The organism is uncultured Microbacterium sp. (assembly GCF_913776565.1).
GTDB lineage: Bacteria > Actinomycetota > Actinomycetes > Actinomycetales > Microbacteriaceae > Microbacterium.
This window is the reverse complement of sequence record NZ_CAJYPF010000004.1, coordinates 1-11,954: the sequence shown is the minus strand read 5'-3', so window position 1 is coordinate 11,954 and position 11,954 is coordinate 1. Positions and strand designations below refer to the sequence as shown.

At 73.2% G+C, this 11,954-nt stretch carries 14 protein-coding genes and 1 pseudogene; 3 read left to right on the top strand and 12 right to left on the bottom strand.

Annotation, left to right across the window (positions count from 1 at the left end; all coding sequences use genetic code 11):
• The 8 genes from QZ433_RS00165 to QZ433_RS00130 form a co-directional block, all read right to left on the bottom strand.
• On the bottom strand, positions 1–316 hold a 316-nt coding region (locus QZ433_RS00165), incomplete at its 3' end, for a protealysin inhibitor emfourin (RefSeq protein ID WP_295779445.1).
• A complete protein-coding gene (locus QZ433_RS00160) occupies positions 303–1,361 on the bottom strand; it encodes a M4 family metallopeptidase (protein ID WP_295779444.1) in 1,059 nt (352 codons plus the stop codon). The genes QZ433_RS00165 and QZ433_RS00160, both read right to left, overlap by 14 nt.
• 114 nt (positions 1,362–1,475) lie before the next feature.
• A complete protein-coding gene (locus tag QZ433_RS00155) occupies positions 1,476–2,267 on the bottom strand; it encodes an ATP-binding cassette domain-containing protein (protein WP_295779443.1) in 792 nt (263 codons plus the stop codon).
• Positions 2,264–3,061, bottom strand: coding sequence for an ABC transporter ATP-binding protein (locus QZ433_RS00150; protein ID WP_295779442.1), 798 nt, complete (start codon positions 3,059–3,061; stop codon positions 2,264–2,266). Before QZ433_RS00150 ends, QZ433_RS00155 begins: the two co-directional genes overlap by 4 nt.
• Positions 3,058–3,927 carry an ABC transporter permease gene (locus QZ433_RS00145; RefSeq protein WP_295779441.1) on the bottom strand — a complete coding sequence of 290 codons (870 nt, stop codon included), beginning with the start codon at positions 3,925–3,927 and terminating at the stop codon, positions 3,058–3,060. Before QZ433_RS00145 ends, QZ433_RS00150 begins: the two co-directional genes overlap by 4 nt.
• The gene (locus QZ433_RS00140) at positions 3,924–4,874 is read right to left on the bottom strand and encodes an ABC transporter permease (protein ID WP_295779440.1); all 951 of its coding nucleotides are present in this window, start codon (positions 4,872–4,874) and stop codon (positions 3,924–3,926) included. Before QZ433_RS00140 ends, QZ433_RS00145 begins: the two co-directional genes overlap by 4 nt.
• Positions 4,871–6,382, bottom strand: a complete 1,512-nt coding sequence (locus QZ433_RS00135; protein WP_295779439.1) for an ABC transporter substrate-binding protein — start codon at positions 6,380–6,382, stop codon at positions 4,871–4,873. Before QZ433_RS00135 ends, QZ433_RS00140 begins: the two co-directional genes overlap by 4 nt.
• A 154-nt stretch (positions 6,383–6,536) precedes the next feature.
• Positions 6,537–7,469 (bottom strand): alpha/beta hydrolase, encoded by a 933-nt coding sequence (locus tag QZ433_RS00130; protein ID WP_295779438.1) that lies wholly within the window; start codon positions 7,467–7,469, stop codon positions 6,537–6,539.
• A 137-nt stretch (positions 7,470–7,606) separates the two neighbouring features.
• Between QZ433_RS00130 and QZ433_RS00125 the strand changes: the two genes are divergently transcribed.
• The 3 genes from QZ433_RS00125 (at position 7,607) to QZ433_RS00115 (ending at position 9,402) form a co-directional block, all read left to right on the top strand.
• Positions 7,607–8,158, top strand: a complete 552-nt coding sequence (locus tag QZ433_RS00125; RefSeq protein ID WP_295779437.1) for a carboxymuconolactone decarboxylase family protein — start codon at positions 7,607–7,609, stop codon at positions 8,156–8,158.
• Entirely contained in the window at positions 8,155–8,868 is a 714-nt protein-coding gene (locus tag QZ433_RS00120; protein ID WP_295779436.1) for a tyrosine-protein phosphatase, read from the top strand. Before QZ433_RS00125 ends, QZ433_RS00120 begins: the two co-directional genes overlap by 4 nt.
• A gap of 69 nt (positions 8,869–8,937) precedes the next feature.
• Entirely contained in the window at positions 8,938–9,402 is a 465-nt protein-coding gene (locus QZ433_RS00115) for an SIP domain-containing protein (RefSeq protein ID WP_295779435.1), read from the top strand.
• A gap of 42 nt (positions 9,403–9,444) precedes the next feature.
• On the opposite strand, the gene QZ433_RS00110 is transcribed toward QZ433_RS00115, so the two are convergent.
• The 4 genes and pseudogenes from QZ433_RS00110 to QZ433_RS00095 all read right to left on the bottom strand — a co-directional run.
• Entirely contained in the window at positions 9,445–9,900 is a 456-nt protein-coding gene (locus QZ433_RS00110) for a Fe-S oxidoreductase (protein WP_295779434.1), read from the bottom strand.
• A complete protein-coding gene (locus tag QZ433_RS00105; RefSeq protein WP_295779433.1) occupies positions 9,897–10,709 on the bottom strand; it encodes an arginase family protein in 813 nt (270 codons plus the stop codon). Before QZ433_RS00105 ends, QZ433_RS00110 begins: the two co-directional genes overlap by 4 nt.
• 65 nt (positions 10,710–10,774) lie before the next feature.
• Entirely contained in the window at positions 10,775–11,530 is a 756-nt protein-coding gene (locus tag QZ433_RS00100; RefSeq protein WP_295779432.1) for a PspA/IM30 family protein, read from the bottom strand.
• 89 nt (positions 11,531–11,619) lie between these two features.
• Positions 11,620–11,954, bottom strand: a pseudogene (locus QZ433_RS00095) (hypothetical protein); the annotation flags it as partial.

The following is an 11,954-nucleotide window of genomic DNA, read 5'->3' as shown; positions in this document are numbered from 1 at the left end:
GCGGCGAGGGTGACGCGGCCTGACGCACCTCGTCGACGAGCGTGCGCCACGGACCCTCGATCTGCGCGTCGCCGAGGCGGGCCCGATGCACAGCGGTGTCGCCGCGATGCACCTCGATGCGCCACTGATAGCGGTCCGCGCCGGGCGCCGGCGGGGGTGCCGCATCCCACGGGCAGTCCTCGACGAGTTCGCGCCACCGGGGAGCCCGCTCGGGGTCGGGCTCGGCCCGCCACTGCTTCGACAGGCCCGCGATCCCGCCCGAACGCACCACGATCACGACGAAGCGCTCGGGCGACGTGCTGTCAGGCTGCGGCATCCACCTCGACGCCGACCCCGGCCCATGCGGCGCGGACGGCGGCGACCTCCTCCGACTCCTCACCGTACTCGGTGGCCGCCGCGGCCGAGGTGGCGGCGGCGAACGCGCGGAAGTCGGCGGTCGGTGCGAGCGTGCCCGCGGTGAGGGTGCGATACCAGATGAGTCCGGCGCGCTCCCACGCGAAACCGCCCAGGGCCGTCGCCGCGAGGTAGAACGCGCGGTTGGGGATGCCGGAGTTGATGTGGACGCCGCCGTTGTCGTCCGCCGTGTCGACGTAGTCGCGCATGTGCCCCGGCTGGGGGTCTTTGCCGAGGACGTCGTCGTCGTAGGCCGTTCCGGGCGCCTTCATGGACCGCAGCGCCTCACCCTGCACGTCGGGCGCGAAGATGCCCGCACCGATCAGCCACGTCGCCTCGTCGGCGCTCTGCCGGCCGTGGTGCTGTTCGGCGAGGGCCCCGAAGACGTCGGAGAGGGACTCGTTCAGCGCCCCGGACTGCCCCTGGTACTCGAGGCCGCCGGAGGCCTCGGTCACCCCGTGGCCGAGCTCGTGGGCGATGACGCTCAGCGACCGGGTGAATCCGACGAACACGTCGCCGTCGCCGTCGCCGAAGACCATGCGCTCGCCGTTCCAGAACGCGTTGTCGTAGTCGTCGCCGTAGTGCACCGTGGCCAGCAGCGATCCGCCCGCGGCGTCGATGCCGTCTCGACCGAAGGCGTCCCAGAAGAAGTCGTACGTCTCGCCCAGACCGTCGTACGCCTCGTCGACGGCCCTGTCGCCGGTGGGGGCGTCGTCTTCGCTGCGCACGCGTCGGCCCGGCAGGTTCTCGGTGTTCGCCGCGTCGGAGATGATGCGGTCGGGGGCGGGGCCGGTCTCGGCGACCAGGGCGTCGCCCTCGATCGACAGTCGCAGTCGCGTGCGCGTGGGCCGCGGCGGACGGGGCAGGGCGAGGGTCTTCCGCGCCGCCGCGGCCGCCCGCGCGAGGCGGGGGTCGTCGGTCTGCGCGAGACGGTCGAGCAGGAACGGGGGGACGATGCCGGGGGTCATGCGCCGAGGGTAGCGCCGAGCTCCGACATCGTGGCATCCCTTGATCGGAGTCGCGGGGCGACTCCGCGGGTCACACGGCGGGGGAGGAGCCGCGACCGCCCATCGGAGTCCCCCTCACCCCGGAAGAGTCGGAATGGAGGCCAGCAGCTGCCGCGTGTACGCCGCCTGCGGCTGCTGCAGCACCTTCTCGGTGGGCCCCTGCTCGACGACGCGTCCGTCCTTCATGACGACGACCTGGTCGCAGACGTTCTGCACCACGCCGATGTCGTGCGAGACGAGCACGAGCGTCAGCTCGCTCTCGGCCCGCAGACGCGCCAGCAGCCGCAGGATCTGCGCCCGGACCGTGACGTCCAGCGCCGAGAGCGGTTCGTCGCCGACGAGGATGCGCGGGCGATGCGCGATCGCGCGCGCGAGGGCGATGCGCTGGCGTTGCCCGCCCGAGAACTCGTGCGGGTAGCGGTCGACCACGTCGGCCTCCAGCCCCACCTGTTCGAGCACCTCGCGCACGCGGGCGCGCCGGTCCCCGTCGACGCCGAGCGCCCACAGCGGTTCGGCCACGATGCGCCCGACGTCCATGCGCGGGTCGAGCGAGGCGTAGGGGTCCTGCAGGACGATTCCCGTCTCGCGGCGCAGCCAGTGCAGCGATCGCGCCGAGCCGCGCGCGTCGACCGTGCGACCGTCGACCTCGACGGTGCCCGCGGTCGCGACGTCGAGCCCCAGCAGCAGGCGCACCAGGGTCGACTTGCCCGACCCCGATTCGCCGATGATGCCCACGGCCGACCCCGCGTCCACCGAGAGGTCGACGTCCACCAGGCCCGGGGTGCGTTCAGCCCGCCCGAAAGCCCGCGCGCGCGGGGCGGGGTAGTCGCGCGAGAGCCCCCGCGCACGGATCAGCGGTGCGCTCACGGGGTGCCTCCGGGAGTCTCGGGATGCCACAGCGTCGCCGTCGCGTCGCGCACCAGGGCCCGCGTGACCGGCGACGACGGCGCGGTCAGCAGGTCGGTGACCGCGCCCTGCTCGGCGACGCGGCCGCGCTCGAGCACGACGGCGTGGGTCGCGACCTGCGCGAGGACCGCGAGGTCGTGCGTGATGAAGACGAGGGACATCCCGGCATCCTGGACGAGGGAGCGCAGAAGCGACAGGACGCCCGCCTGCACGGTCACGTCGAGCGCGGTGGTCGGCTCGTCGGCGATCAGCAGGCGCGGGCGGCACGCGAGGGCCATCGCGATCGCGACGCGCTGGCGCTGCCCGCCCGACAGCTGGTGCGGATAGCGCGAGACGATGCGCGCGGGATCGGGCAGGGCGACGCGGGCGGCCTCGTCGACGGCGCGGCGCAGCGCCTCGCGGCGGGGGATGCGCTCGTGGATGCGCAGGGACTCGCCGATCTGGCGGCCCACCGTGCGGATCGGGTTCAGGGCGGTGCGCGGCTCCTGGAAGACCATCCCGATGTCGTCGCCGCGGAGGGCGGCGAGCTCGCGGTCGGGCAGGCCCAGGATCTCGCGGCCGTCCCACGAGATGCTCCCGCGCGCCGTCGCCCCGTCCGGTAGAAGGCCCAGGATCGCCAGGGCGGTGAGCGATTTGCCCGATCCGGACTCGCCGATCAGTCCCACGCGGGCGCCGTCCGGGACCGAGAACGACACGCCGTCGACGACCGTGCGTCCGCCGATGTCGATGCGCAGGTCGGTGACGTCGAGGCTCACGCGACCACCCCCGTCACGGGGGTGCGGACGGCGGGGGTGCGCGCCGACAGCGTCGGATCGGCGGCCTCGCGCAGGGCGTCGCCGAGCAGGTTCAGTCCCAGCACCGTCAGCGTGATCGCGAGCCCCGGCCAGACGACGGTGAGCGGGTGCACCGCGATGTAGGCCTGCAGGTCGCTCAGCAGCACCCCCCACGACGGCTGCGTCACCGGGGCGCCGAAGCCCAGGTACGACAGGCCGGCCTCGGCCAGCACGGCGACCGCCATGCCCCACGACAGCTGCACGATGAACACCGGCGCGACGTTGGGCAGCAGGTGCCGGGTGAGGTTCTGCCACGTCGAGAGTCCGTTCGCCCGGCCGGCGAGCACGAAGTCGCTGTGCAGCAGCCGGCGCAGCTCGGGCCGGGTCACGCGCGCGACGTTGACGCCGAAGCCGATGCCGACCGCCCAGATGACGACCGCGAGCGAGCCGCCCCACACGGCCGAGATCATCATGGCGATGAGCAGCACCGGGAAGGCGACGAGGATGTCGACGAGCACCGCGACGCCCTCGCGGACCCAGCGCGTGGTGAGCGCGCCGAGGGCGGCCAGGGCGATTCCCCCCACGGATGCCACGACCCCCGCCCCGACGGCGACGATCACCGTGGTGCGGGCGCCGGCCATCAGCAGGCTCGCGATGTCGCGGCCGGTGTTGTCGGTGCCGAGCACGTGCGGCCACGACGGATCGGCCCATCGTGCGCGCGCGTCGACGGCGCCCGGGTCGAAGGGCGTCCACACCAGCGACACCGCCGCGGTGGCCACGACGAGAAGGACGATCAGGATGCCGAACCGACCGGTCCCCAGGCCCCACAGGCGTCTCAGAGTGCTCATGCGGCCTCCCTCTGCCGGGGATCGATCAGACGGTGGGCGAGGTCGACGACGAAGCCGACGACCAGCACGAATCCGGTGAGGGCCAGCAGCTCGCCCTGCACCTTGGGCAGGTCGCGCGACGCGACGTCCGCGACGAGCATGCGTCCCACCCCGGGCAGGGTGAACAGCTGCTCGATGACGACCGCCCCGACGATGATCCCGGCGATCTGCAGGCCCAGGACGGTGACGACCGACAGCCCCACGTTCGGAAGACCGTGCGCGAGCAGTGCGCGCGTGCGGGTCAGTCCCTTCGCTGCGGCGGTGCGCACGTAGTCCTGACCGACCGCCTGCAGCGTCGCGCTGCGCACGAACCGCAGCAGCAGGGCGCCCTCGACGACCCCGATGGTCAGCGCGGGCAGGATCAGGGCCCGCAGCGCCGCCGCGGGGTCGTCCCAGCCCGCGCGGGGGAACCCCTGCGGCGGCAGCCAGCCCAGCCACACCGAGAACACCACGACGAGCATGAGCCCCGCCCACACGACCGGGACGGCGGCCAGGGCCTGGGCGGCCACGCTCAGCGCGGTACCGGCGACGCGGCGACGGCCGAGGGCCGAGAGGACCCCGAGCGGGATGCCGATGGCCAGCGCGATCGTCAACGACAGCGCCGCGAGGGGGACGGTCACCCGCGCCTTGTCGGCCAGCTCCACGGCGACCGGGGTGCCGGTGACGAGCGAGGAGCCCAGGTCGCCGCGCAGGAGTCCACCGATCCAGTCGAGGTACTGCGTCCACAGGGGAGCGTCGAGGCCGAGGCTCGCGCGCACCGCCGCGACCTGGGCGGGGGTCGCCTCGCCCCCCGCGATCAGCTGGCCGACGTCGCCGGGCAGCACGCGCAGCGAGACGAAGATCAGCACGCTGGCCACGGCCAGGCCCAGCACGAGCAGGCCCAGCCGCGTCAGCGCGTAACGGATCACTCCGACGCGACCGTCACACCGGCCAGCGGCAGACGCACGTTGAGGGAGTTCTTCGGGAAGTTCGCCACCGCGGTGCCCACGGCGGTCAGCGGCGTCGACAGGAAGAGCCAGTCCGCGGCATCCTCGTCGCTCACGATGCGCGCGGCCTCGGCCAGCAGGTCGGACGACTGCTGCGCGTCGGTCGTGGCGAGGGCCTGGGTGTACAGGGTCTGCACCTCGGGGTTGTCGTAGCCGAAGTAGTACGACGGGTTCGCCCAGTTGCCGAAGTCGCGCGCCTCGACGTGGCGCACGAAGCTGAGGTCGTAGTCCTTGTTGGTGTAGACGTCCTGCAGCCAGGCGGTGAAGTCGACCGAGTCGACCGTCAGCGTCACCCCGACGTCGGCGAACGACGACACGAGGAAGGTCGGGATCGTCGTGGGGTAGACGTTGGGGATCGTCAGCGTCAGGTTCAGGTTCTCGGCGCCCGCCTCGGCGAGCAGTTCGCGCGAGCGGTCGGGGTTGTAGGCGACACTGTCCGACAGGTCCTCGTACCCGGGATCGAGCGGCGGGATCGGACCCGCGAGCGTCTCGCCCGAACCGAGCGTCTCGATCAACGCGTCGTGGTCGATCGCCAGGCGCAGCGCCTCGCGCACGCGCTGATCGCTCAGCGGCGCCCTCTTGTTGTTGAAGGCGAGCGTGCCCTTGTCGGTGGTCAGGCCCGACTCGATCGTGAACGCGTTCGTCCCCTCGATCTGCCCCCGCAGCTCGGGGTCGATCTCGAGGGCGACGTCGACGTCGCCGTTGACGGCGGCGTTGGCCGCGGCGCTCTGGTCGGGGATGTAGTCGAGCACGACCTCGGCGACGCCGGCCTTGTCGCCCCAGTAGCCGTCGTAGCGCGCCAGGGTCAGGCTCTGGCCGGTGTTCCAGCTGTCCACGCGGAACGGGCCGGTGCCGTTGGCCGCGGTCTGCAGATTGGTGGCGTCACCGGCTTTGAAGATCAGGCCCGCGCGACCCGTGAGGGCGAAGAGGAAATCGATGTTGGCCTGCGCGAGCGTCACGACCACGGTCGAGGCGTCGGGGGAGGCGATCGAGGAGACGCCGGCCAGATCGGCGCTGTTCTGGATCGTCGCGTCGTCCTTGGCGGTCTGCAGCGAGGTGACGACGTCGTCGGCGGTCATCGCGCTGCCGTCGTGGAACGTCACTCCCTGCCGCAGGGTGAAGGTGTAGGTCAGGCCGTCGGGCGACACCGTGTAGTCGCTGGCGAGAGCGGGGACGATGGCGTTGCCGTCGTCGGCGTTGCGGGTGACCAGGCCCTGGTAGACGTTGTCGACAAGCGCCTGCTCGAGGGCGGCTCCGCTGGTCCGGCGGATGTCGAGGTTCGACGGTTCGAGCGACAGACGCACCGTCAGGGTCGCGTTCGGGTCGGGCTCTCCCGTCGGTCCGGACGGGGTGGTCGTGCCGGTGCACGAGGTGAGCAGGAGGGCTCCGACGAGGAGTGCGCTCGTGGCGAGGGCGGTGCGGCGCAGCATGGCGGGGGTCCTTTCGCAGGCCGTCGGCATCCGAGTGCTGTGGATGCCGTGCAGGGGTGCAAACAGCCTACTTTCGCCCGCATTCCCCCGACGTCGATCGTGACGCGCCGCGACGGTCTGTGACCCCCCGCGCACGCCGACCCGCGATCCGAGCTCAGCCCGCGGACGGGTGCCCGGACTCGACGATCGAACGGATGACGGCGGCCAGGCCCGCGGGGTCCTCCTCCTGCGCGTTGTGGCCGGTGGCGAGCGTGCGCACCTCGGCGACCGGGACACGTCGGGCGAGCTCCTCGGCATCCGGGACCGTGACGAATCCGCGCTCGCCGCGGACGAGCGTCAGCGGAGCCCGCCCGCCCGTCAGGTCGTCCCATCCCGTGCTCGCGAGCACCGCGCGTACGGCGTCGGGCGTCGAGGTGTCGGCACCCGCGTTCGCCGCCGCGGCGGCCAGGTGGGCGAAGTGGTGCTTCCACTCGACGCGTCCGTCGGGGCGCACGCGCGAGTTGAGGAACACCCCGCGGGCGGCGGCCTCGGGCGAGCCGCCCAGACCGAACGTCAGGGCCCGCTCGACCAGCTCGTCGCGGCTGGCCCAGTCGGTCGGACCCGCGAAGAACGCGCGGATCTGCGCCGGACCCGCGCTCGGGTCGACACCCGGGGTGATGTCGACGACGACGAGTCTCGACACCAGATCGGGGCGGGATGCCGCCACCGCGGCGGCCGTCAGTCCGCCGAGCGAGTGCCCGACGAGCACCTGCGGGCCGTCGGTCCAGGCCTCCAGGGCCGTCACGACGTCGGGGGCGAGCACGCGCGCGACGTACGCGGCGTCCTCGCGCCACGAGGAGTCGCCGTGGCCCGCGAGGTCGAGGGCGAGGGCGGGGAGCCCCAGGTGCAGCAGGGTCGTGTCCCACGTGTGGGCGTTCAGCCCCGCGCCGTGCAGCAACGTCACCGCGGGGGGCGCGTCGCCCCAGCGCAGGCCGCTCAGGCGCCGGCCGTCGTCGAGCGTCAGGTCGACGCGGGCGACCGCGGGCAGGGGACGGTCGAGACCGGCGGCCTGGGCGGGCAGGAACGAGAACTCGTCGCGAACGGACATCCCCCGAGCCTGTCATCTCGGCGGGCGGCTCCGCCAGCGTCGCGCCACGGGGTGTCACCCCGGGCCGGCCGGACCGTCACCGGGTCGTCGCGTATCGTTCCCGCGCCCGACCACCCGCGCCGCCGTAGGCTGAGGCCATGGGTGAGGAACGGCGCGTGCATCTGTCGAGGTCGGCCCCCGAGGCGTACGCGGCGCTGCGCTCGTTCTCGACGACGGTGGGCCGACTGGCCGCCGAGGCGGGGATCGACGCGCGTCTGCGCGAGATCGTCCAGATCCACGCCTCTCAGCTCAACGGCTGCGCGTACTGCGTCCGCGTGCACGTCGACGCGGCCGTGAAGGCGGGCCTCGACGCCGACGTCGTCGCGCAGATCGCGACGTGGCGAGAATCGGGCGTGTTCGACGAGCGCGAGCGCGCGGCGCTCGAGTTGACGGAGTCCTTCACGTTCATCCACGAGGACGGCATCCCCGACGAGGTGTACGACCAGGCGGGCGGGATCCTGAGCGAACAGGAGTACGTCGCGCTGAGCTGGGTGCTCGTGGCGATCAACGCGTTCAATCGCGTCGCGATCGCGGGGCGCTACCCCGTGCCCCCGCGCGCGGGCGGCAGCGTCGTCGGTGGGACGGATGCCGCGCCCCCGGCCGTGACGACGTCGCGCACCCCGCACGTGCACCCGGGTCCGGGGGAGTGAGCGCGACGCTGGTCTCGGGGGCCGCCAACTTCCGCGACGTGGGCGGCCTGCCCGCGGGGCCGGGACGGACCCGCTCGGGCGTGCTGTACCGCTCGGGCAACCTCGTGCAGGTCGACGAGGCGGGACGGCGGGCGCTCCGCGACCTCGGGCTTCGGCGTGTGATCGACCTGCGCGACGCCGCCGAGGTCGCGCACGCCCCGAGCCGTCTCGACGGCCTCGATGTCGAGGTGCAGCACGAACCGCTCTTCCTCGGATCGGTCGCATCGTTCTTCGAGCGCGACGTGACCATCGAGCAGCTCTACGCGGCGATCGTCGACGACGGCGCCGACCGGGTCGTGGCGGCGATCCGCGGCATCCTGCGCGCACAGCCCGTCCTCGTGCACTGCACGGTCGGCAAGGACCGCACCGGCGTCACGGTCGGCATCGCGCTCGCGGCGGCGGGTGTCGATCGCGACGCCGTGGTTGCCGACTACGCGCGCACCGAGCAGCTGCTGCCGGCCGAGCGCAACGAGAAGGTGCGCGCGGCGATCCGCGCGTTCCACCCCGAGAGCGTGAACGCCGAAGACCTCGCCACCCGCTCGCCGGCGCGGGCGATGCGGTTCCTGCTCGACAAGCTCGACCGGGAGCACGGTTCACCGGCGGGATTCCTGCGCGCGCACGGCATGAGCGACGACGAGCTGCGGCGGCTGCGCCAGCTGCTGGTGGAGTGATCCACGCGTGGACCACCGGGCGCGGGTCAGGTTAGGCAACCCTTCGTCGGTGGTAGAGTGGATGCCATCATGGCCCCCTCCACCGAGCACAACGACGCCGCGTGCCGCGCGTCGCGGCACACTCGTGTCCAGCACCTCGTGACCGCCGACGAGAACTCGCTCGCCGAGCTCGAGGCGCTGCTGGCCACCCTGCCGATCTGCTCGACCGGACGCGTGTTCATCGAGGTCCCCGACGAATCGTGGATCGGCCGGGTCGCGGCCCCCGCCCGCATGACGCTGACGTGGCTCGACCGCTCCCGCCGCGGCGGCGAGCCGGGAACCGGCCGCGGCTGCGCTCCCGGTCAGGCGCTCACGCGCGCGGTGTCCGGCTGGGCCGGCGAGATGCTCTGCTGCGACGACGACGCCACCCGCGTCATCCTGTTGGGCGGGTACCTCGGCACCGCCGAGATCGTCGACGAGCTCGTCGCCCGCCACGGCGTCGACCCCCTGGCGATCCACACGCCCGAGCGCTTCGGTCTCGCGACCGCGCGCTGACCGCACCCGCGCCCGGCGGCGCGCACCCGCGCGCGCTCAGCCTCAGTGACCCCGCGGGACGTAGTTGCCGTCGATCAGGCCCGCCTCGATCTCGAAGCGGTTGCGCAGGGGGTCGCGGCCGGCGAGGGCGTAGAGCACCGGCATGAGGAAGCCATAGCGCCGCCACTGCACCTTGTGCACGGCCTCATGACGCAGGACCGCGTCGCTCGGGCGGTCGTCGCCGGTCAGGAAGCATCCGCCCACGCACACCCCGCCCCGGGGGAACGCCCAGGCGGGAAGGCCGCGGAACACCCACAGACCCTGCCTCTTCTCGATCCGCCCGGTGCTCCAGACCGACCCCCACACCCATCCGACGGTGCAGCCGTACCAGTAGCCCACGCGGCTGATTCGCGAGTCGAGCAGCGCCGCCGGGATGAACCGGTCCAGACGTCGTCCGCGCGCGACGGCGCGATCGGCGCGCTCGCGCCAGCCGGTCGGGGGAGAGGGGATCGGACTCACGCGAGGGCCCCGATCACGCGCAGGATCGTGCCGAGGTCGTCGACGGCCGCGGCGGGCGACGACGGCGAGAACTCCGTCAGGGTCGCGCCGGCCAGCGGCATCCGCTCCCGAAGGCGGCGGATGGATGCCACGACCTCGACCGTCCGCGCCCCGAAGGGCTCGGGCAGAGCGACGCCCGTGATCTCGGCCGGGTCGAGGACGTCGAGGTCGACGTGGACGTGCACGCGGGTCGCTCCGGTCGCCGCGACGGCGTCGGCCAGGGCGTCGGGGTCGGCCAGGTCGGACGGTGAGAGCACCCGGACGTCGTTCTCCCGCACGAACCGCTCCTCTCCGGCGTCGAGTGCGCGCGTCCCCGCGAGCACGAGGCGAGAGGGAGGGATGCCGGGATCCAGCCGCAGCAGCGCATCGCCGTCGCCCGCGATGGCGCGCAGCACCATGCCGTGGAAGGCGCCGCTGGGCGTGGACTCGGGGGTGTTGAGGTCGGCGTGCGCGTCGAGCCAGACGACGGCCAGGTCGTCTCCGGCGACGGCGGACACGGCGCCGAGCGCCACCCCGCAGTCCCCGCCCACCACGACGGTGGGTTCAGCGGCGGCGCGCACCGCTTCGTGGATGCGCTCGCGCATGCGGACCAGGGCGCTCATGCGCTGCACGCGGGTGCCCTGCGCGTCGCCCGCCTCGGGCGGAGCCTGAAGCACCGTCGTGGAGGCACGCGGGAGATCCCCGGCGATGGCCTCGGCCCCGTCGATGAGCTGCATCGCGCGGGACGAGGACGAGCCCTGCCATTGCGGGGCGACGATGAATCGGGTCATGCGGGCTCCTCGCCGTCAGACGGGAATGCACCGCCCGACGAGGCGGACGGTGCATTCGCGGGCGGTCAGACCTGATCGGGGCTGGGCGCGTCGATGGCGGCGCGCTGGGGGCCGCCGACCTTGAGCGCGGCCAGGCGCGCCTCGACCTCGGTGAGCTCGCCCACGTCCTCGAGCGCGTTGAACTGCGCGTCGATGCTCGACGCGGCCAGCTCCTGCTTGCCGGCGGCGAGGGCCTCTTCGCGGCGGATCTTGTCCTCGAAGCGGCCGAGCTCGCTCGTGGGGTCGAGCACGTCGATCGACTTCACCGCGTCGTGGACCTTGTTCTGGGCCTCGGCGACCTTGGCGCGGGCGGTGAGCTCGTTGCGCTTCGCCTTGAGCTGCTCGAGCTTGCCCTTCATGCCGTTGAGGCCGTCCTTGAGCTTGTCGACGACCTCGGTCTGCGCGGCGATGGTGGGGGCGGCCGCCTTGGCCTCGCCCTCGGCGGTGATCTGGCGCTGCAGGGCGATCTTGGCGAGGTTGTCGAACTTGTCGGCCTCGCCCGCGTTGCCGCCCGCGCGCAGCTCGTCGGCCTTGCGGCTGGCGGCGAGGGCCTTGTTGCCCCACTCGGCCGCCGCCTGGACGTCTTCCTGGTGGTCACGCTCGAGCAGGCGGAGGTTGCCGATCGTCTCGGCGATGGCCGACTCGGCATCGGCGATCGAGTTCGAGTAGTCGCGGACGAGCTGGTCGAGCATCTTCTGCGGGTCCTCGGCCTGGTCGAGGAGCGCGTTGACGTTCGCGCGGACGAGGGTCTGGATGCGACCGAAGATGGACTGCTTGGCCATGCGGGGTGTTCCTTCCTGAGGGCGACGATGTCGAGTCTGGTGTCGGATGCTACGAATTCTCTGTGATCGCGGGCTGCGTCGCGAGGGGGTCAGCGTCGACGGCCTCCGCCCCCGCCGGAACGGCTCCGACCGCCGCCGCTCGAGAAGCCGCGGCCGCCTCCGCTGCGCGACCGGCCGCCGGAGAATCCGCCGCCGCCGCCGAACCCGCCGCCGAGGCCGCCGATCCCTCCGAAGCCGCCCAGGCCGCCGAGTCCGCCGCCGCCGAAGCCGCCGCGACGCCGGCTCCCGCCGGAGAGGGCGTTGATGGCGATCCCGCCGAGGATCGCGCCCATGAGGTCTCCGCCGCCTCCGCCCCCGGCCCCGAACGAGCCCACATCGCTCTGGGCGAGCGAGGCGGCCCCGAACGAGCCCACATCGCTCTGGC